The sequence below is a fragment of the Bradyrhizobium arachidis genome (assembly GCF_024758505.1).
GTDB lineage: Bacteria > Pseudomonadota > Alphaproteobacteria > Rhizobiales > Xanthobacteraceae > Bradyrhizobium > Bradyrhizobium manausense_C.
On the sequence record NZ_CP077970.1, the window covers coordinates 6,230,777 to 6,250,128 of the forward strand.

General features: G+C 65.4%; 18 protein-coding genes. 16 read left to right on the forward strand and 2 right to left on the reverse strand.

What is annotated here, in order from left to right:
* Positions 1-276: 276 nt before the first annotated feature.
* Positions 277-480, forward strand: a complete 204-nt coding sequence (locus tag KUF59_RS28850; protein ID WP_212455584.1) for a hypothetical protein — start codon at positions 277-279, stop codon at positions 478-480.
* Here KUF59_RS28850 and KUF59_RS28855 read toward each other — a convergent pair.
* Positions 470-1,216, reverse strand: coding sequence for a Crp/Fnr family transcriptional regulator (locus KUF59_RS28855; protein WP_258767270.1), 747 nt, complete (start codon positions 1,214-1,216; stop codon positions 470-472). The two genes, KUF59_RS28850 and KUF59_RS28855, sit on opposite strands and share 11 nt — an antisense overlap.
* A gap of 243 nt (positions 1,217-1,459) precedes the next feature.
* Here KUF59_RS28855 and KUF59_RS28860 point away from each other — a divergent pair, with 243 nt between their 5' ends.
* The 7 genes from KUF59_RS28860 to KUF59_RS28890 all read left to right on the forward strand — a co-directional run bounded on the left by KUF59_RS28860 (position 1,460) and on the right by KUF59_RS28890 (position 9,277).
* Positions 1,460-1,825 (forward strand): hypothetical protein, encoded by a 366-nt coding sequence (locus tag KUF59_RS28860; RefSeq protein WP_212455586.1) that lies wholly within the window; start codon positions 1,460-1,462, stop codon positions 1,823-1,825.
* Positions 1,822-2,022: a hypothetical protein gene (locus KUF59_RS28865; RefSeq protein WP_212455587.1), complete on the forward strand. Its 201-nt coding sequence runs from the start codon at positions 1,822-1,824 to the stop codon at positions 2,020-2,022. The genes KUF59_RS28860 and KUF59_RS28865 overlap by 4 nt, the downstream gene beginning before the upstream one ends.
* A gap of 47 nt (positions 2,023-2,069) precedes the next feature.
* On the forward strand, positions 2,070-2,828 hold the full coding sequence (locus KUF59_RS28870; RefSeq protein WP_249139978.1) for a hypothetical protein: 759 nt from the start codon (positions 2,070-2,072) through the stop codon (positions 2,826-2,828).
* Positions 2,829-3,100: 272 nt separating this feature from the next.
* Entirely contained in the window at positions 3,101-4,096 is a 996-nt protein-coding gene (locus KUF59_RS28875; protein WP_212455588.1) for an NAD(P)H-dependent flavin oxidoreductase, read from the forward strand.
* A 46-nt stretch (positions 4,097-4,142) separates the two neighbouring features.
* Positions 4,143-5,111, forward strand: coding sequence for a zinc-binding dehydrogenase (locus tag KUF59_RS28880; protein WP_212455589.1), 969 nt, complete (start codon positions 4,143-4,145; stop codon positions 5,109-5,111).
* Positions 5,112-5,338: 227 nt separating this feature from the next.
* Positions 5,339-6,712 (forward strand): cation-efflux pump, encoded by a 1,374-nt coding sequence (locus KUF59_RS28885; RefSeq protein WP_212455590.1) that lies wholly within the window; start codon positions 5,339-5,341, stop codon positions 6,710-6,712.
* A gap of 237 nt (positions 6,713-6,949) precedes the next feature.
* Positions 6,950-9,277: a PAS domain-containing sensor histidine kinase gene (locus KUF59_RS28890; protein WP_212455591.1), complete on the forward strand. Its 2,328-nt coding sequence runs from the start codon at positions 6,950-6,952 to the stop codon at positions 9,275-9,277.
* Between the two features lie 62 nt (positions 9,278-9,339).
* On the opposite strand, the gene KUF59_RS28895 is transcribed toward KUF59_RS28890, so the two are convergent.
* Complete coding sequence (locus tag KUF59_RS28895; RefSeq protein WP_212455592.1) at positions 9,340-10,233, reverse strand: LysR family transcriptional regulator; 894 nt, start codon at positions 10,231-10,233, stop codon at positions 9,340-9,342.
* Between the two features lie 214 nt (positions 10,234-10,447).
* On the opposite strand from KUF59_RS28895, the gene KUF59_RS28900 reads away from it, so the two are divergent.
* The 8 genes from KUF59_RS28900 (at position 10,448) to KUF59_RS28935 (ending at position 19,329) form a co-directional block, all read left to right on the forward strand.
* A complete protein-coding gene (locus KUF59_RS28900; RefSeq protein WP_212455593.1) occupies positions 10,448-10,924 on the forward strand; it encodes a formate dehydrogenase subunit gamma in 477 nt (158 codons plus the stop codon).
* The gene (locus KUF59_RS28905; RefSeq protein WP_212455594.1) at positions 10,921-12,474 is read left to right on the forward strand and encodes a formate dehydrogenase beta subunit; all 1,554 of its coding nucleotides are present in this window, start codon (positions 10,921-10,923) and stop codon (positions 12,472-12,474) included. The genes KUF59_RS28900 and KUF59_RS28905 overlap by 4 nt, the downstream gene beginning before the upstream one ends.
* 10 nt (positions 12,475-12,484) lie before the next feature.
* Positions 12,485-15,358: a formate dehydrogenase subunit alpha gene (gene fdhF / locus KUF59_RS28910; protein ID WP_212455595.1), complete on the forward strand. Its 2,874-nt coding sequence runs from the start codon at positions 12,485-12,487 to the stop codon at positions 15,356-15,358.
* A gap of 4 nt (positions 15,359-15,362) precedes the next feature.
* Positions 15,363-16,190: a formate dehydrogenase accessory sulfurtransferase FdhD gene (fdhD, locus tag KUF59_RS28915; protein WP_212455596.1), complete on the forward strand. Its 828-nt coding sequence runs from the start codon at positions 15,363-15,365 to the stop codon at positions 16,188-16,190.
* Positions 16,180-16,395, forward strand: a complete 216-nt coding sequence (locus KUF59_RS28920; RefSeq protein WP_212455597.1) for a formate dehydrogenase subunit delta — start codon at positions 16,180-16,182, stop codon at positions 16,393-16,395. Before fdhD ends, KUF59_RS28920 begins: the two co-directional genes overlap by 11 nt.
* Positions 16,396-16,506: 111 nt before the next feature.
* Positions 16,507-17,532 carry an iron ABC transporter substrate-binding protein gene (locus KUF59_RS28925; RefSeq protein ID WP_212456006.1) on the forward strand — a complete coding sequence of 342 codons (1,026 nt, stop codon included), beginning with the start codon at positions 16,507-16,509 and terminating at the stop codon, positions 17,530-17,532.
* 13 nt (positions 17,533-17,545) lie between these two features.
* Positions 17,546-18,565: a FecCD family ABC transporter permease gene (locus KUF59_RS28930; RefSeq protein ID WP_212455598.1), complete on the forward strand. Its 1,020-nt coding sequence runs from the start codon at positions 17,546-17,548 to the stop codon at positions 18,563-18,565.
* Positions 18,562-19,329 (forward strand): ABC transporter ATP-binding protein, encoded by a 768-nt coding sequence (locus KUF59_RS28935; protein ID WP_212455599.1) that lies wholly within the window; start codon positions 18,562-18,564, stop codon positions 19,327-19,329. Before KUF59_RS28930 ends, KUF59_RS28935 begins: the two co-directional genes overlap by 4 nt.
* Positions 19,330-19,352: the final 23 nt, after the last annotated feature.

The window sequence follows — 19,352 nt, forward strand, 5'->3', positions numbered from 1 at the left end:
CTTTCGCTTGAGACGCGAGATCAAACCGCGAGTGAAAGCAAAAGCAAAAGTCATATTAAATGGCCAGCGTCGCGGTGCTCACGTCACGTTAGGGGATTCGTACAAGGAGGGATCCGGCCGGTTGGAAAGAAGAGCTAGCCCCGAGCGGCCCCCCCAGGCGCTCGAACACGGCTTGAAGGTGCATGCCCCCCCAAGTCAACCGCACCGACACGACGCTCAAATTCCAACCGGCCGGTTTTTTTCGACGCAGTTCTGTGATCGCGATGGAGGGACACCATGGCGCAAGTGCAGACTTCAACCGAACCGTCCACCTGGCTGATGCAGGCAAGGGAATTTCTCAACGATGCACGACGGCTGAAGCCGGGCGCCGCGCGTAACGAACTGCGCGAGACAGCTAAAGTACTGCGCGAGCTTGCGAGGCTCGACGCGGAATCAGAGTCCGGCACCGCCCCGGATAGCTTCCCCCGATTCAATTCCTGAGGCAGCCCGCCGCCGTGCGGCGCTGGTCCGTATGCGCCGGGTAGATCTCTTCGACTTCGAGACGCATGGTGTCGTGACACTCGCACGCCACCGCCTCGAGCCGGGACCTGTCGATTTCGATCCGACCTCGCTGATCGGACCTGATCGCTCCGCGCATGCGCAGATTGCGCATCAGGAGCGTCACCGTCGTGCGCCGCACACCGAGTATTTCCGACAAGGCCTGCTGGGTGAGCGGAAGCATGTCATGGTCGGTGCGGTCCCGCAGCTGGAGCAACCAGCGGGCCATGCGCGCTTCGACCGGGTGCAGCGCGTTGCAGGCCGAGCCGCGCTGGAGCTGCGTCAGCATCGCCCTGACATGGTTCTGGACAGCGTGCCTGATCGCTGGACTCCGGTTGAACGCGGCGTGGAAGCGCGACGCCGGGACCCGCGAGCCGGTGCCTGCCGCACGAACGACCGCGGTGATGGATGAAGGTGCCGGCCCAAGCACTGAAAGAATGCCCACGGCCCCGTCGCGCCCGACGACCGCGGTGGCAACCGTGTGTCCGTCCGCCATATCGACCATCAGCGAAACGGCGCCGCTATCGGGGAACAAGACATGTTCGATCCGGTCGCCCGCACGCGAAATCACGGCGTCCTGATCGAGCGTGACCGTCTCCAGGTCGGGCAGCAGCAGGTCGAGGTCCGGTGCCGGCAGTGCTGCAAGGAGGTAATTTCCGAACCGGCCGGGAGGCGTCACTGGCGCGCCCCTGCGGCAGGGCATGCGCCGCGATCTCTACTCGGGCCGTCGCGGAGCAGCGATCCTAACATAGGTTCAAATCGGTTCTTTCGAACTGCATTGAAATTGAAGTCATTGGATTTCGCCCGCAACAACGCACCCCACACACTTGATGGCAGCGGCGTTTTCTTCTCGCCGCGCTGAGATACTTAGATGCAAATGCGTTTTCAGGTGCAACTGCAAAATGCGAATGGGTAACACCGTATGGCTGCGGGCGATGCCGAGTTCCAATTTCCGGCCTACGGCAAACCACGTTGTGACACCATGACGCGCGCTGGCAGCAGCCTTGCGGGCATGTGGCTAACGGCCGTTAACCAGCGTTGCGCCAGCCGATTTGCGCCGGCGAAAGCGGCGAGCGCGACTTACGGGCTGGCACTACCTGAGCGTGTAAATTCCCGCATGGCCACCAGTATCTGGACGGTCGACGAATTCGCCTGCCCCAGTTGCGCAATGAACTACTCCGCAACACCAGAAGAACACTCGGACGAGCGGTCCGGCCAATTCAAATGCAGCAATGCCGACGTCCATGCCAGAGGGGCTTATTTGACCCTCGCAGCGCAGCAAAATTGATCCAGCGCAAATCCGCCGTCGCGGTCACCGTTATCCTCTCGCAGCAAGAAAGTTCATTTCTGGGTGCAAGGGAGGACGCCATGACGAATGCCGGCAATGCTCTTTTGTGGACGGGCCTGTACTTTGCTCTCTCGTTTGCTGCGATCTTCGTGGTCTGGTTCGCCGACAAGATGCGCTCGAATTTCCTGGGGAAGTGAGTGCCGGACGCGCGCTGGCTCTCTTGGCATGCGCCTGCTAGCCTTGCATGAGGCGGGGTGACGCGACACGCGTCGTCTCGCAACCGGCTACGCTCCTCGCCTTCATGCGCGTCATCCTCAGCCTTCTCTCGGGTCTCGTCGGCGCGCTTGCCGGCTGGCTCGGGCTTGCCCTCCTGGCCGCGAGCATCGCGGGCCCGGACCGCGATGGCGGCATCGCCATGGGCGCGTTCTTCGACATCGGGCCGATCGGCGGTCTCGTCGGCTTTGCCGCCGGTGTGTGGCTGTTTGTCAGGACTGGCGTGGTCCGCGACAGCACGGCGTCGCCTGATGCCGCAACGGCGCCACGCACGCGCATCTCGCGTCCCTATGCTGTCGTCCTGTTGCTTCTGGTCGGCGGCATCGCATGGTGGACCTGGTACGAGTTCATCCGCTCGCCCTACCTCACCCACGGCTTCATGACGCTCGAGCTCCAGTTTCGGCTACCAGCCGGCATGACATTGCCGCCGAAGAAGGAAGAAGTGCAGATCGAGGTCAGCGAAGGACAGGGACACGCGATCGTCGATCTCACCGACCGCTGGCGCGGCCATGACGGCGAGCGGCAGGCGATCCTCGCAACCGCCTCGCTCATGTACAAGACAAGCAATCGCATCGTTACTCTGGTGGTGCCCGACATCCCCAAGCAGACCTGGCGCCTCGATCTCACATCCGATCCCGATCCGACACCGGGCTTTTCAGGCTGGCGCCTTCCGAGCGGCGCGCCCGCCGGCAGCATCGAGCTGAACTACCGCTTGAGGGCGGACCGCTGAAGGCGCACGGCCGATTGAATGCGATGGTGTGTTTGCGATTGAGATCAGCATTGGGTGTGGAGGCTCCTCCTCTCCGTCATTGGGGGCGCTCAGCCGCCATCTAACGAAATTATCCGCCACACGGAATCACCCCCCTCGTCCCCGGCATGAGCGCCCTGCCCTGGCAGCACCCCGCCTCGATAGACTTTTGCCTGACCGGGCGGCATCCTCCCGGCGAATGCAGCCAAAACAGCCGCGCGAAGACCGCGAGCCAGAGGAAACAGAGGGCGACCATGTTGAAGACACGTTTCACCGAGCTTGTCGGCGTCGAACACCCGATCGTCCAGGGCGGCATGCAGTGGGTCGGGCGTGCGGAACTGGTCGCGGCCGTTGCGAACGCCGGCGCGCTCGGCTTCATCACGGCGCTGACCCAGCCGACACCGGAGGACCTCAAGAAGGAGATCGCGCGCTGCCGCGACCTCACCGACAAGCCGTTTGGCGTCAACCTGACCATTTTGCCCGCGATCAAGCCGCCGCCCTATGCCGAGTACCGCGCCGCCATCATCGAAAGCGGCATCAAGGTGGTCGAGACCGCCGGCAACAAGCCGCAGGAGCATGTCGACGAGTTCAGAAAGCACGGCGTCAAGGTCGTGCACAAATGCACCAGTGTCCGCCACGCGCTCTCGGCCGAGCGGATGGGCGCCGACGCCATCTCGATCGACGGTTTTGAGTGCGCCGGCCACCCCGGCGAGGACGATACGCCCGGCCTGATCCTGATCCCGGCCGCCGCCAACAAGGTCAAGATCCCGATGATCGCCTCGGGCGGCTTTGCCGATGCCCGTGGTCTCGTGGCCGCCCTGGCGCTAGGGGCCGAAGGCATCAACATGGGCACGCGCTTCATGGCCACCAAGGAGAGCCCGATCCACCAGTCCATCAAGGAGAAGATCGTCGCCAATGACGAGCGCGAGACCGAGCTGATCTTCCGCACCATGCGCAACACCTCCCGCGTCGCCAAAAATGCGATCTCGACCAAGGTCGTCGCCATGGAGAAGGAAGGCGCAAAGTTCGAGGACATCCGCGAGCTCGTCGCCGGCGCGCGCGGCAAGATGGTCTATGCGACTGGGGATTCCGACGAGGGCATCTGGTCGGCCGGCCAGGTCCAGGGCCTGATCCAGGACATCCCGACCTGCGCCGAACTGGTCTCGCGCATCGTGCGCGAGGCGGAGGCCATCATCCGCAGCCGGCTCGAGGGCATGATCGCTCAACCCAAAGCGCAAGCAGCGGAGTAAGTGCAAGAGCGACTAAATCATGCGCATCAAGTTGCAGAGGTGAAACATGAAGGCCTACGTCTATGGCCCTAACGGAGCAGCGATTTCCGATGTCGCTCAACCAACACCTAAGGGCGCGCAGGTGCTCGTACGTGTGCGTGCCTGCGGACTGAACCGCGCCGACACCGGCATGCGAAAAGGCCACGCCCATGGCTCAGCGGGCGGCGCCGGCACCGTGCTCGGCATGGAATGGGCCGGCGAAGTTGCCGCACTCGGCCCCGATGCAAAAGGCGTCAAGGTCGGCGACCGCATCATGGGCTCGGGCGCCGCGGCCTTCGCCGAGTACACGCTGGCCGATCATGGCCGGCTGTTCCGCGCGCCCTCCAACATGAATTTTGAGGAAGCGGCCACCCTGCCCGTGGCGCTCGCGACCATGCACAACGCGGTCGTCACCGCGGGCGCCCTGCAACCCGGCCAGACCGTCCTGATCCAGGGCGCCAGTTCCGGCGTCGGCCTGATGGCGATGCAGATCGCCAAGCTCAAGGGTGCAAAGCTCGTGGTGGGATCCTCGACCGACGCCACCCGCCGCGGCCGGCTCAAGGAGTTTGGCGCCGACCTCGCCGTCGATTCCTCCGATCCCGGCTGGGTCGAGGAGGTGCTGAAGGCGACGGGCGGCGAAGGCGTCGACCTCATCGTCGACCAGGTCTCGGGCAAGGTCGCCAACCAGAACCTGGCGGCCACCAAGGTCAAGGGCCGCATCGTCAACGTCGGCCGGCTCGGCGGCACCCACGCCGACTTCAACTTCGACCTGCATGCGGCCCGCCGCATCAACTATATCGGCGTCACCTTCCGCACCCGCACCATCGAGGAGGTCCGCGAGATCTTCGACGGGGTCAGGAAGGACATCTGGGGCGCGGTCGAGCAGCGCAAGCTGCAACTGCCGATCGACAGGGTGTTTGCCTTTGCCGATATCGACCAGGCGTTCGAGCACATGGAGGCCAACAAGCACCTCGGCAAGATCGTCGTGACGATGTGAGGCCTTTGACCGCCGCGGAGTAGTGTCTCCTGAGGCACTACCCTCATCGCTCGTCATGGCCGGGCTTGACCCGGCCATCCACGCCTTAGCGCCCGGCACGAAGATCGTGGATGCCCGGGACAAGCCCGGGCATGACGGAAATTGAGGACCTGCTCCTGCAAATCAGTCGCGTCTACGGCTGTGGATGGTCGCTTGATGTTCAGACCGGGCCTGCTAAATCCCCGGCCATGACCACCGAAACCTCAAAAACCTCGGTCGCGGCGATCTCGATCTTCGCCAGCGGCGGCATGGCGATTGCCAAATTCGTCGTCGGCGTCGCCATCGGCTCGCTGGCGCTGATCTCGGAGGCGCTGCACTCCTCGATCGACCTGGTCGCGACCATCATCACCTGGGCGGTGGTCCGGGTCTCCGACAAGCCGGCGGACGAGGAGCACCATTATGGGCACGGCAAGCTCGAAAGCATCTCCGCGCTCGGCGTTACCGCGCTGCTCTACGTGCTCGCGGGCGGCATCCTGGTCGAGGCCTATAGCCGGATCCGCGAGGGCACGCCGCCGCCGATCATCTCGGCCGTGCCGTTCGTCGTGCTGGTCATCGACATCGTCGTCAATCTCTGGCGCGCCCGTGCGCTGCATCGCGCCGCGCGGGCGACCAAGAGCCAGGCGCTCGCCGCCGATGCGCTCCACTTCGCCTCCGACGTCATGGGCTCGTTCGCCGTCATCGCCGGCCTCATCCTCGCCGCGCTCGGCTTCTGGTGGGGCGACGCCGCCGCGGCCGCAGCCGTTGCCGTGATGATCGCCCTGCTCGGGCTTAGGATGGCGGGCTCGACCGTGGAGACGCTGGTCGACCGGGCCCCGGACGGGGTCGCCGAGCGCGCCACCGCCGCGATCCGCAGCGTGCCGGGCGTGGTCGACGTCGAACGGCTGCGTGCGCGCATGGTCGGTGCGACCTATTTCATCGACGCCATCGTGCAGGTGCCCCGCACTTACCCGATCGACCGGATCGACGGCATCAAGCAACAGTCACAGGAGGCCGTGAGCAAGGCGCTCGGCGATGCCGACCTCACCTTCGCGGCCGTGCCGGTCGCGCGCAACAACGAGACCGTGCGCGACCGCATCATGGTGATCGCGCGCAATTCCGGCCTCGCCGTGCATCACGTCACGGTGCACGACCTCGGCGACAAGCTGATCGTCAGCCTCGACCTCGAAGTCGCCGGCGACATGGCGCTGACCGCCGCCCATGACGTCGCAAACGCGCTGGAGCGCAACGTCACCGACGAATTCGGCGAGGATGTGGAGGTCGACGTCCATATCGAACCGCTCGAACCGGAACTGCCGCACGGCATCGATGCGCCCGCCGAGCGGGTCGAGGCCATTGCCGCGGCGCTCCGGGGTTTTGCCGACGGCTCCGACATCCACGACGTCCACAATGTGCGCGTCCGCAACACCGAGGCCGGCGAGATCGTCAACTTCCATTGCCGCGCCGCGCCGTCGATGAGCGTGATCCGCGTGCACGAGCGTGTCGACGAGATCGAGCGCGCGCTGCGCCGCGCGTTCCCCAGCGTGAAGCGCGTCATCAGTCATGCCGAGCCGCCGCGCGCGTGAGCAAAGGGAGCCGGACTCGTCATACGTTCTCGTTTCGGACTCACGCTTCGCGTCATTTTTCGGAACGCCGTAAGGCACAGACTCCATTGGACAAGATTTATTTCGTATTAACGAATCGTTGACTCTCGACAGGCCGGGAAAACTGGATTCAAATCGCTGTGATTCGGAAGCGAGCTGGGGCTCTTCCGAACCGGGTAGAGCGAAGTTTTTTCTGAGTCTTTTTAGGGGGCCGAAGGCATGGCGCGCGCAGACGCCGCGAACGCGTGCGTCCAATCCGATTCGATCAAAGGATTGGCGCAGTCGATCGCGAAACCTGCCTACCACCGGCTCCTGGTTGCAGAGCCGGCGCTGAGGCGCGCTGTGCCCACGCTCATCATCGCCTTCCTCATCACGATCTGCCTCGGTGCGCTCGTGCAAGTCGTCGATCAGACGCGGCAGAAGCGCGGCGTGATGCAGCGTGACATCTCCGCGCTCGCCGACTTGCTCGCCGAGCGCATCGACCGCCTCACCTCGATGCGCATCGAGCGTCTGAAGAACATCGAGCATTTGCCTACCCTGCTGCCGGACCTGTTCCCGTCCTGGGGCACGGCGAACGGCCGCCACGTGATCGTCACCTCGGCCGGCGCCGAGCGCCGCATCCTCGCGCGTGTTCCCGTCGACACCGACATCGGCGGCAACGATCGCCTGCTCGACGCCATCACGACCGCGCAATTGCTCACTGCCCCGCCGCAGCAGGGCAGCGTCTCCGAGCTGACGCTGCCGAACGGCAACAGCGCGATGGTGACGTCGCGCAGCATCAAGTCGCTGCCCGGCCAGGTCACCGTCATCCAGGAGAGGATCGAGCCGATCTGGGGCTCGGACGCCGCGCTCTCGGTGACGCTGTCGGCGACGACCGGCTTCGTCGTCCTGATCCTCGGCTTCGCCTTCCACTGGCAATCGACCCGTGCTCGCGAGGGCGACCTGATCAACGACGCCGTGCGCGGGCGCATCGACACCGCACTCAATCGCGGCCGCTGCGGCCTGTGGGACTGGGACCTTTCGCGCGGCCGCATCTTCTGGTCGCAGTCGATGTTCTCGATGCTCGGGCTGGACGGCCGCAACGAGCTGCTTACCTTCGGCGAGGTCAACGCGCTGGTGAAATCCGACGACATCGACCTGTTCGCGATCGCCGACCAGCTCATCTCCGAGGAGATCGACCACATCGACCAGACTTTCCGCATGCAGCATGTCGACGGCCATTGGATCTGGCTGCGCGTGCGCTGCGAGCTCACCGCTGCTGCCGATTCCGGCAAGCACCTGATCGGCATCGCCGTCGACATCACCGAGCAGAAGAGCCTCGCTGAAAAGACTGTCGAAGCCGATCTGCGGCTGCGCGACGCCATCGAGACCATCCCCGAGGCGTTCGTGCTGTGGGACGCCAGCGACCGCCTGGTGCTCTGCAATTCGCACTTCCAGCGCCTGCATAGGCTGCCGGACACCGCCGTCATCCCCGGTACGTCCTACGAGACCGTGCTCGAGGTCGGCCGCATGCCGGAGGTGCGCACCCGCCACAACGAAACCGCCAATCCGTCGCCGGGCGCCCGCACCTTCGAGGCGCAGCTCGACGACGGAAGCTGGCTGCACATCAGCGAGCGCCGCACCAAAGACGGCGGCTACGTCTCGGTCGGCACCGACATCACCCGTATCAAGGAGCACGAGCAGAAGCTCGTCGACAACGACCTGCGCCTGCGCGCGACCGTAATCGACCTCAAGCGCTCACAGGCCGCGCTGGAGCGCCAGACCAACGAGCTTGCCGACCTCGCCGAAAAGTATCAGCGCGAGAAGACCCGCGCCGAGGAAGCCAACCAGACCAAATCGAAATTCCTCGCCAATATGAGCCATGAGCTGCGCACGCCGCTCAACGCCATCATCGGCTTCTCCGAGATCATGGGCTCCGGCATGTTCGGCGAGCTCGGAAGCGAGAAGTACCAGGAATACTGCCAGGACATCCTCACCAGCGGCCACTATCTGCTCGAAGTCATCAACGACATCCTCGATATGTCCAAGATCGAGGCCGGCCGCATGAAGCTCGACATGGAGTCGCTCGACCTGTCACGGACGCTCGCGGAATCCTTGCGCGTCGTCTCCGGCCGCGCCGAGGACAAGCATCTCACGCTCGACGCCGAGATCGACAACACCATCTCCGTCGTCGCCGACCGCCGCGCCACCAAGCAGATCATCGTCAACCTGCTCTCCAACGCCGTGAAGTTCACACCCGACGGCGGCCGCATCGTGGTGCGCGGCCGACAGCTCGAGGACAGGATCGTGCTGATGATCGCCGACACCGGCATCGGCATCGCGCCGCATTCGCTGGCGCGGCTCGGCCGCCCGTTCGAGCAGGTCGAGAGCCAACTCACCAAGACCTATCACGGCTCGGGACTGGGACTTGCGATCGCCCGCTCGCTGGCGCAGCTCCACGGCGGTTCGATGCGGTTGCGCTCGAAGATCGACGTCGGCACTGTCGTGCGCGTGACGCTGCCGCGCGATTCCAACAAGACGATGCCCAGGATTTCCGCGGCGGCCTAGAGCACGATCCGAAAAAGTGTGCAGCGGTTTTCCGAAGAGATCGTGCTCAAATAAAGCTCCCCTCAGGACTGCAGTGTCGGTGCGACCTCGCGCGCGGTGTTGACCAGCGCGGCAATCAGCGGCGTCATCGGATCGCGCTGTGGGATCACCAGGCCGATGCTGTAGTTGACGTGCGGGTCGACGATCGGGATCGAACGCACGGTGTCCGAAAGGCCCAGCGTCTCCGCAAGCTTCGCCGGCATCACGCTCGCCCAGCGCCCCGTCTTGACGTGGGTAAAGAGCACCAGCAGCGAGTTCGAGGTCAGCGTCGGCGTCGCCTCCGCACCGACCGAGCGCAGTGCGCGGTCGATGATGCGGCGGTTCTGCATGTCTGGGGTCAGCAGGCACAGCGGCACCTGCCCCACTTCCTTCCACGTCACCGTCTCACGATCGCCAAACATCGCGTCCGGCGCGGTCAGGAGGCGATAGCTCTCGTTGTAGAGCGGAATGGTGCGTACCTTGCCGATCGGCTCGTTCTCGATATAGGTCAGCCCCGCATCGACCTCGAGATTTTCGAGCAGTCCCAGCACCTCCGATGAGGTCGTGGACTGGATGCGGAAGCGCACGTCGGGATGTTTTGCGCGGAACGGCGTCGTCAATGAGGCCACCATGCCGAGCACGGTCGGGATCGCCGCGATCCTGATCTCGCCAGAGAGCTTGTGCCTCAACCCGTTGATCTCATCGCGCATGGCGCGAGTGTCGCCGACGATGCGACGCGCCCAGTCGAGCGCTCGCTCGCCTTCCGGCGTAAAGCCCTGGAAACGGGAACCGCGCTGAACCAGCATCACGCCGAGGATCTCCTCGAGCTGCTTCAACCCCGTCGACATCGTCGGCTGGGTGACGCCGCAGGCCTCCGCCGCCCGTCCAAAATGCCGCTCCTTGGCCAGCGCCAGCAACAGTTCAAGCTTGTCGATCAAGCGTCGGTCCCCTTGCGTAGTCTCACGCCGTGCAAGCTATCACGCTCCGCCCCCTCCAACACGCGAAAACACAACGATTATCGGACTTTCCTATTGTCCGATTGCAGATCCATATCGATCCGGATTCGCTATCGCAGCATGAGACAGCTTTATTGATTTTCGAATGATTCCAACTCTCATAGGGAGATCGGTCACCCTCTGGTTGAGAACGAGAATGACAGCGGTCAGTGAACCTTGGAGCGAAGCGCGCGGCGCTGAAATCATCGCCGAACATGCGGGACAGGAGGGCGCGACGCTGGTCATCCTCCACGCCCTGCAGGAGGCCTTCGGATACGTGCCGGAGCCGGCGATCCCGATGGTAGCGCAGGCGCTCAGCCTGTCGCGCGCCGAGGTTCATGGCGTGTTTACCTTCTACCATGATTTCCGGCACAAGCCGGCCGGCCGCCATGTGCTCAAGCTGTGCCGCGCGGAAGCCTGCCAGGCCGCTGGCGGCGACCGGCTTGCGGCGCGCGCTGAAGCAAAACTCGGCGTGTCGCTGGGCCACACCACCGCCGATGAGCGCGTCACGCTGGAGCCGATCTACTGCCTCGGGCTGTGCGCCACCGCCCCGTCCGCGATGCTCGATGGCCGCCTCGTCGGCCGGCTCGATGAAACGCGCCTCGATGCGCTGGTCGCGGAGGCGCAGCGATGACGATGCGTTTCTTCGTCCCACGCGATGCCGGCGCGGTGGCCGTCGGTGCCGATGACGTCGCGCTCGCGCTGGAACAGGCGGCCGCCAAGCGCGGCCTCGCGGTCGAAATCATCCGCACCGGTTCCCGCGGCCTCTATTGGCTGGAGCCGATGGTCGAAGCGGCGACGCCCGCGGGCCGGATCGCTTTCGGACCGGTCACGCCTGCCGATGTGCCGTCCCTGCTGGATGCCGTCGCTGCTGGAACGACACACCCGCTCGCACTCGGTGCGACCGACGAGATCCCCTGGCTGAAGCGGCAGACCCGGCTCACCTTCGCGCGCTGCGGCGTGATCGATCCACGTTCGCTTGACGACTACCGCGCTCATGGCGGCTACAGGGGTTTTGAGCGCGCCTTGTCGCTCGGCCCCGAGGGCATCCTCAACGAGGTCACCGCCTCCGGCCTACGCGGCCGCGGCGGCGCGGGCTTCCCGACCGGGATCAAGTGGAAGACGGTTGCGCAAGCCAAGGCCGATCGCAAATTCATCGTCTGCAACGCCGACGAAGGCGACAGCGGCACCTTTGCCGACCGCATGATCATGGAAGGCGATCCCTTCCTCGTCATCGAAGGCATGACGATCGCTGCGATCACGGTCGGCGCGACCAAGGGCTACATCTACATCCGCAGTGAATATCCGCACGCGGTCGAGGTGATGAATGCAGCCATCGTTGCCGCCAAGCGCGGCGGTTATCTCGGCAGCAATATCGGCGGCTCCACGCACAGCTTCGATTTGGAAGTGCGCGTCGGCGCCGGCGCCTATGTCTGCGGCGAGGAGACCTCTCTGCTGGAGAGCCTCGAAGGCCGCCGCGGCATCGTGCGCGCAAAGCCGCCCCTGCCGGCGCATCACGGCCTGTTCGGCAAGCCGACCGTCATCAACAACGTGCTGTCCTTCGCGGCGGCGCCGTTCGTCATGGCTGAAGGCGCGAAAGCCTATGCCGATTTCGGCATGGGCCGTTCGCGCGGCACCATGCCGATCCAGCTCGCCGGCAACATCCGCCATGGCGGGCTGTTCGAGACCGCCTTCGGCGTCACGCTCGGCGAGCTCGTCGACGACATCGGCGGCGGCACGTTTACGGGACGCCCGGTTCGCGCCGTGCAGGTCGGCGGCCCCTTGGGCGCCTATTTCCCGCGCGCGCTGTTCGACACGCCGTTCGACTACGAGGCCTTTGCGGCGCGCGACGGCCTGATCGGCCATGGCGGCATCGTCGTGTTCGACGACAGCGTCGACATGCGCCGGCAGGCTCGCTTCGCGATGGAGTTCTGCGCCATCGAGTCCTGCGGCAAGTGCACGCCGTGCCGGATCGGCTCGACCCGCGGCGTCGAGACCATCGAAAAGATCATCAACGGCGAGCGCGTGGCGGAAAACCTCGCACTGGTCGAGGACCTCTGCAACACCATGAAATTCGGCTCGCTCTGCGCACTCGGCGGCTTCACGCCCTACCCGGTGCTCAGTGCATTGAAGCATTTCCGGGAGGATTTTGTCCCGGCCCCGATGCTTCAGGCCGCGGAATAGGAGAACAACGATGTCTCTGATCGAAGAAATCGACTTCGGCACACCGGCCTCGAAATCGGCAACGATGGTCACGCTGACCATTGACGGCAAGGAGATCTCGGTGCCAGAGGGCACCTCGATCATGCGCGCCGCGATGGACGCCGGCCACCAGATCCCGAAACTTTGCGCGACCGACATGGTCGACGCCTTCGGCTCCTGCCGCCTCTGCCTCGTCGAGATCGAGGGACGCGCCGGCACGCCGGCCTCCTGCACCACTCCCGTGATGCCCGGCCTCGTCGTCCACACCCAGACCGATCGGCTGAAGAAGCTGCGCAAGGGCGTGATGGAGCTCTACATCTCCGACCATCCGCTCGACTGCCTGACTTGCGGCGCCAACGGCGATTGCGAATTGCAGGACATGGCGGGTGCCGTGGGCTTGCGCGACGTCCGCTACGGCTATGAGGGCGAGAACCACGTCTTCGCCAAGTCGCACGGCTGCGACAACGACCATTGGATGCCGAAGGACGAGTCGAACCCGTACTTCACCTACGATCCCTCAAAATGCATCGTCTGCTCGCGCTGCGTCCGCGCCTGCGAGGAGGTGCAAGGCACCTTTGCGCTGACGATCTCGGGCCGCGGCTTTGACAGCCGCGTCTCGCCCGGCATGAGCGAGAGTTTCCTCGGCTCCGAATGCGTCTCCTGCGGCGCCTGCGTGCAGGCATGCCCGACCGCGACGCTGACGGAAAAATCGGTCATCGAGATCGGTCAGCCCGAGCATTCCGTGGTGACCACCTGCGCCTATTGCGGCGTCGGCTGTGCCTTCAAGGCCGAGATGCGCGGCGAGGAAGTGGTGCGTATGGTGCCGTACAAGGACGGCAAGGCCAATCGCGGCCATTCCTGCGTCAAGGGCCGCTTTGCCTGGGGCTACACCAACCACAAGGAGCGTATCCTCAAGCCGATGATCCGCGAACGGATCGAGGATCCCTGGCGCGAAGTCTCCTGGGACGAGGCATTCTCGTTTGCCGCCACGAAGATGCGCGGCATCCAGAAGAAGTACGGCCGCGACGCGATCGGCGGCATCACCTCGTCTCGCTGCACCAATGAAGAAACCTATCTGGTGCAAAAACTGATCCGCGCCGGTTTCGGCAACAACAATGTCGATACCTGCGCCCGCGTCTGTCATTCCCCGACCGGCTATGGGCTGTCGCAGACCTTTGGCACCTCGGCCGGCACGCAAGATTTCGACTCGGTGGAGCACACCGACGTTGCGGTCGTGATCGGCGCCAATCCGGCCTCAGCGCACCCCGTGTTCGCCTCGCGCCTGAAGAAGCGGCTGCGCCAGGGTGCAAAGCTGATCGTGATCGATCCGCGCCGCACCGAGATGGTTGAGGCACCGCATGTCAGGGCGTTGCACCTGCCGCTGATGCCCGGCACCAACGTCGCTGTAGTCACGGCGCTCGCCCATGTCATCGTCACCGAAGGCCTCGTCAACGAAGCCTTCGTTCGCGAGCGCTGCGACTGGGCCGAGTTCGAGGAATGGGCGGCGTTCGTCGCCCAGTCCAAGCACAGCCCGGAATCCACTGCGATTCTCACCGGCGTCGATCCAAAAGTGCTGCGCGAGGCGGCGCGGACCTATGCGACCGGCGGCAACGGCGCGATCTATTACGGCCTCGGCGTCACCGAGCACAGCCAGGGTTCCACGACCGTGATCGCGATCGCCAACCTCGCGATGGCAACCGGCAATATCGGGCGGCCCGGCGTCGGCGTGAACCCGCTGCGCGGCCAGAACAACGTGCAGGGCTCCTGTGACATGGGCTCGTTCCCGCACGAACTGCCGGGCTATCGCCATATCTCGGGCGATGCGGTGCGCGACCAGTTCGAGGCGCTATGGAGCGTCAAGCTCAATCCTGAGCCGGGCCTGCGCATTCCCAACATGTTCGATGCCGCGATCGAAGGCACGTTCATGGGTATCTATGTGCAGGGCGAGGACATCCTGCAATCCGATCCCAACACGTCGCATGTGGTGGCGGCGCTGTCGGCGATGGAATGCGTCATCGTCCACGATCTGTTCCTGAACGAGACCGCGAACTACGCCCACGTCTTCCTGCCGGGATCGAGCTTCCTGGAGAAGGACGGCACCTTCACCAACGCCGAGCGCCGCATCCAGCGCGTGCGCAAGGTGATGACGCCGAAGAACGGCATGGCGGACTGGGAGGTCACCATCGGCCTCGCCAAGGCCATGGGCTTGGAGATGAACTACAGCCATCCGTCCGAGATCATGGACGAGATCGCTGCGCTGACGCCGACCTTTGCCGGCGTCTCCTACGCACGGCTCGACGAGCTCGGCTCGGTGCAGTGGCCCTGCAACGAGAAGGCGCCCGAGGGCACGCCGGTGATGCACATCGACGGTTTTGTCCGCGGCAAGGGTAAGTTCGTGGTCACCGAATATGTCGCGACCGACGAACGCACCGGCCCGCGCTATCCGCTGCTGCTCACCACGGGCCGCATCCTCAGCCAGTACAATGTCGGCGCGCAGACCCGTCGCACCGACAACGTCGTCTGGCACAGTGAGGATCGGCTCGAAATCCATCCGCACGACGCCGAGCAGCGCGGCGTGCGCGACGGCGATTGGGTGCGGCTGAAGAGCCGGGCCGGCGAAACCACGCTGCGCGCGGAGATCACCGATCGCGTCGCGCCGGGCGTGGTCTACACCACCTTCCACCACCCGGACACGCAGGCCAACGTGATCACGACCGAGTATTCGGACTGGGCGACCAACTGCCCCGAATACAAGGTCACGGCGGTGCAGATCTCGCCGTCGAACGGGCCGTCGGACTGGCAGAAGGCCTATGACGCGCAGGCGCGGCACTCCCGCCGCATCGCGCCCGCTGAAGCCGCGGAGTGAACCCATGCACGTCCCGGTGCAAGCCATCGACCGCGAGATCTGGCGCGACGGCGCGGCCTCCGAGGGCGCACGGCTGATCCCCGAGGAGACGCCGATCGCGCTGACCTATAATGGCGGCACCTATGCCGTCATGATGGGGACGCCGCAAAACCTCGAGGATTTTGCTGTTGGATTCAGCCTCAGCGAGGGCATCGTCACATCTGTGGATGAGATCCAGTCGCTCGAGGTGGTACGCCTCGACGACGGCATCGAGCTTCGGATGTGGCTCGCGGCCGAGACCGCGGGTCTGATCAGCGAGCGGCGGCGACACATCGCGGGCCCGACGGGTTGCGGGATCTGCGGCGTCGAGTCGATTGCGGAGGCGATCCGGCCCGCTGCGATCGTGCCGCAAGGACAGACTTTTTCGCCCGATCAGGTCATGGCGGCGATGCAGGCCATCGCGCCGCTGCAATCAATCAATCTGCAGACCCGCGCGGTGCACGCTGCCGCGTTCTGGTCCCCTGCCCGCGGCATCGTTGCGCTGCGCGAGGACGTCGGCCGCCATAACGCGCTCGACAAGCTCGCGGGCGCGCTTGCGCGCAGCCGGACTGATGCGCGCAACGGCATGGTGCTGCTGACGAGCCGCGTCTCCGTCGAGTTGGTACAGAAGACGGCTGCGATCGGCGCGCCGGTGATGGTTGCCGTCTCCGCCCCGACCGCACTCGCCGTTCGCACCGCGGAGGCCGCCGGCATTACGCTGGTTGCAATCGCCCGCAGCGACGGATTTGAAGTTTTTACGCATGGCGGCCGCGTGGCGGCCTGCGTCACCACAGAGGTTGCCAATGTCGCCTGACCGATTGATCTACATGGCCAACCAGATCGGGACGTTCTTCCGCAGTCAGGGCCATGACAAGGCGGTGCCGGGGATCGCCGAGCACATCAAAAAATTCTGGGATCCGCGCATGAAGCGCGCGATCTTCGCCCACATCGATACCGGCGGGGCGGGGCTCGACTCCAACGTCCGTGAGGCCCTCGAAACGCTGAAGAAGGCGGCCTAGCTCACCTCCCCAACGCATCCGGAGCATGGCGCGCATGCCATGCCTACCCGCAGACGGTCATTGCAGCCTCGTCAGGCGGCCTTATACAGGTCGGGCAATGATCTGATGGGGATGACGATGGGCCTGACGCGCCGGACGCTGCTAGCCGCACCTAGCCTCCTGCTCGGAACCGCCCGCGTACGCGCGGCTGCCGTCACCGATGCCACCGGCCGCGCGCTTGAAATCCCCGCAACCGTTGCCCGCGTGTTTCCGGCGGGGCCCCCCGCGGCGATCCTGCTCTACACGCTTGCGCCGGAGCTGCTGCTCGGCTGGCCGCGCGCCAACCGCGCCGAGGAATGCGCGTTCCTGCTGCCGGACATCTGCGCGCGTCCCGAGGTCGGCCGGCTCACCGGCCGCGGCAACACCGCGAACCTGGAATCGGTCATCGCACTGAAGCCTGACCTGATCCTCGACGTCGGCTCGACCGCGCCGACCTTTGCCTCGCTCGCCGCACGCGTGCAGGAGCAGACCGGCATCCCCTATGCCCTGCTCGACGGTCGCTTTGACGCGACGGCTGCGACCTACCGCCTGCTGGGCGCGCTCACGCGGCGCGATGCCGAACCGCTCGCGACCTACGCCGAAGCGACGCTCACAACCATCCAGGGGCGCGTCAACCGTGTCCCCGAGAATGAGCGGCCACGCGTCTATTACGCGCGCGGGCCGCGCGGGCTGGAGACCGGGCTCGGCGGCTCGATCAATGTCGAAACGCTGGAATTTCTGGGTGCACGCAACGTCGCGGCCGAGCAGAAGGGCGGCCTTGCCACCGTCTCGGTCGAGCAGGTGCTGGCGTGGAATCCCGCTGTCATCGTCACCATCGATCGCGACTTCGCTGCCAACGTCCGCAGCGATCCGCAATGGGCCGGTGTCACCGCGGTACGCGACGGTCGCGTGCATTTGTCGCCAAAACTGCCATTCGGCTGGGTCGACTTCCCGCCCTCCGTCAATCGGCTGATCGGACTGTGGTGGCTAGCAAAGATCCTCTATCCCCAGCACTTCTCCGAGGACATGCGCGAGCTGACGCGGGACTTCTATTGGCGATTCTACCACGTCAAACCGTCGGACGCCGATATCGACCGTGTGCACGCCGGGCGGGACTGATAGTCTCCGCCCGATGTCCCGCTCGCCCCTCCCCGGTCTTTTGATCTCGTTCGCCGTCCTGCTCGCGGGACTGCTGCTTGCGTTCACGGTCGGGCGCTATCCGGTTGGACTCGGCGACCTCTTCGCCGTGCTCGCGGCAAAGCTGTCCGGCCATGCGTCGAGCACGCCGGCCGCCGTCGAGACCGTAATCTGGCAGGTGCGGGGCCCGCGCGTGATCGCGGCGAGCCTCGTCGGCGCGGCGCTCGCGGTCGCCGGCACCGCATTCCAGGGGCTGTTCCGCAATCCGCTGGTGTCGCCAGACATCCTCGGGGCGTCCTCGGGCGCTGCGCTCGGCGCCGTGCTTGGTATCTATTTTTCGCTCGGCGTATTCGCGATCCAGGCGCTGGCCTTCGCGGGCGGTCTGGCCGCGGTGGCGATGGTCTATGCGGTCGGCTCCGCGGTTGCCGCGCGCGATCCTGTTTTGGTGCTGGTGCTCGCGGGCGTCGTGATCGGTGCGCTGCTCGGCGCCGGCGTCGGCCTGATCAAATATCTCGCCGATCCCTACAACCAGTTGCCGGCGATGACGTTCTGGCTGCTCGGCAGTCTTGCATCCACGAACCCATCCGATCTCATCCCGCTGCTCGGTCCCGTGATGATCGGCACGCTGATCCTGCTGGCGCTGCGCTGGCGCATGAACGTGATGTCGCTGCCCGACGAGGAGGCACGCGCGCTCGGCGTCTCCACCGGGCCGCTGCGCATCGCGATCGTCGCGGCAGCGACGCTCGTGACATCCGCGAGCGTTGCGACCGCCGGCATCATCGGCTGGGTCGGCCTTGTGGTGCCGCATATCGCGCGTACGCTGGTCGGCCCGGATTTCGGGCGATTGATCCCGGCGGCGGCGCTGATGGGGGGCGGCTTCCTGCTCCTGATCGATACGCTGGCGCGCACCGCGGCACAGGTCGAAATTCCGCTCGGCATCCTCACCGCTTTCGTCGGCACGCCGTTCTTCATCTGGCTGCTCGCCAGCGTCTCCAAGACCTGGTCCGCGCCGTGATCCTGTCGGGGCACGCTCTCTCCATCGGCTATCGCGACCGCGTGGTCGGAAGCCACCTCGACGTTCAGCTCGCGACCGGCGAAGTGCTGGCGCTGCTCGGCCCCAATGGCGGCGGCAAGACCACGCTGCTGAAGACGCTGATCGGCCTGCTGCCGCCCAAGGCCGGAGACGTCAGGCTCGGCGAGCGCAAGCTCGCGGGCCTCACCAGCCGCGAGCGTGCAAAACTGATCGCCTATGTGCCGCAGTCGCATGCGGCCACCTTCGCCTTCACGGTCGAGACCGTCGTGCTGATGGGACGGACCGCGCACGGCGGCCTGTTCAGCCGGCCGACCTCGGCCGATCGCGCGATTGCGGCGCGCATGCTCGATCGCTTCGGCATCGCGCACCTTGCGGAACGTCCCTACACCATGCTGTCGGGCGGCGAGCGCCAGTTGACCCTGCTGGCCCGCGCGCTGGCGCAGGAGCCGCAATTCGTCGTGCTGGACGAGCCGACCTCGAGCCTCGATTTCGGCAATCAGGGGCGCGTGATCCGCGAGCTGCGTAGCTTAAGCGCCTCCGGTCATGGCGTGCTGTTCACGACGCACGATCCCAACCACGCGATGGCGGCCGCCAGCCGCGCCTATCTCTTGCGCAACGGTACGCGGGTCGACGAAGGGCCGGTCGCGGACGTGCTGACACTCGAAAGACTGTCGGCGCTCTACGGCGCCAGCGTCAGGCAGATGACGGATGCTGCGACCGGCGCGGCGGCGTTCTTGCCGGACTAAGGCCGCCGCTTAGCAAAAGTATC

Coding starts and splice junctions, on each gene's coding strand:
- KUF59_RS28925 (WP_212456006.1), top strand. CDS start 16,507: ATGACGATGGGCCTGACGCGCCGGACGCTGCTAGCCGCACCTAGCCTC.
- KUF59_RS28850 (WP_212455584.1), top strand. CDS start 277: ATGGCGCAAGTGCAGACTTCAACCGAACCGTCCACCTGGCTGATGCAG.
- KUF59_RS28885 (WP_212455590.1), top strand. CDS start 5,339: ATGACCACCGAAACCTCAAAAACCTCGGTCGCGGCGATCTCGATCTTC.
- KUF59_RS28875 (WP_212455588.1), top strand. CDS start 3,101: ATGTTGAAGACACGTTTCACCGAGCTTGTCGGCGTCGAACACCCGATC.
- KUF59_RS28900 (WP_212455593.1), top strand. CDS start 10,448: ATGACAGCGGTCAGTGAACCTTGGAGCGAAGCGCGCGGCGCTGAAATC.
- KUF59_RS28890 (WP_212455591.1), top strand. CDS start 6,950: ATGGCGCGCGCAGACGCCGCGAACGCGTGCGTCCAATCCGATTCGATC.
- KUF59_RS28860 (WP_212455586.1), top strand. CDS start 1,460: ATGGCTGCGGGCGATGCCGAGTTCCAATTTCCGGCCTACGGCAAACCA.
- fdhD (WP_212455596.1), top strand. CDS start 15,363: ATGCACGTCCCGGTGCAAGCCATCGACCGCGAGATCTGGCGCGACGGC.
- KUF59_RS28905 (WP_212455594.1), top strand. CDS start 10,921: ATGACGATGCGTTTCTTCGTCCCACGCGATGCCGGCGCGGTGGCCGTC.
- KUF59_RS28880 (WP_212455589.1), top strand. CDS start 4,143: ATGAAGGCCTACGTCTATGGCCCTAACGGAGCAGCGATTTCCGATGTC.
- KUF59_RS28920 (WP_212455597.1), top strand. CDS start 16,180: ATGTCGCCTGACCGATTGATCTACATGGCCAACCAGATCGGGACGTTC.
- fdhF (WP_212455595.1), top strand. CDS start 12,485: ATGTCTCTGATCGAAGAAATCGACTTCGGCACACCGGCCTCGAAATCG.
- KUF59_RS28870 (WP_249139978.1), top strand. CDS start 2,070: ATGAGGCGGGGTGACGCGACACGCGTCGTCTCGCAACCGGCTACGCTC.
- KUF59_RS28930 (WP_212455598.1), top strand. CDS start 17,546: ATGTCCCGCTCGCCCCTCCCCGGTCTTTTGATCTCGTTCGCCGTCCTG.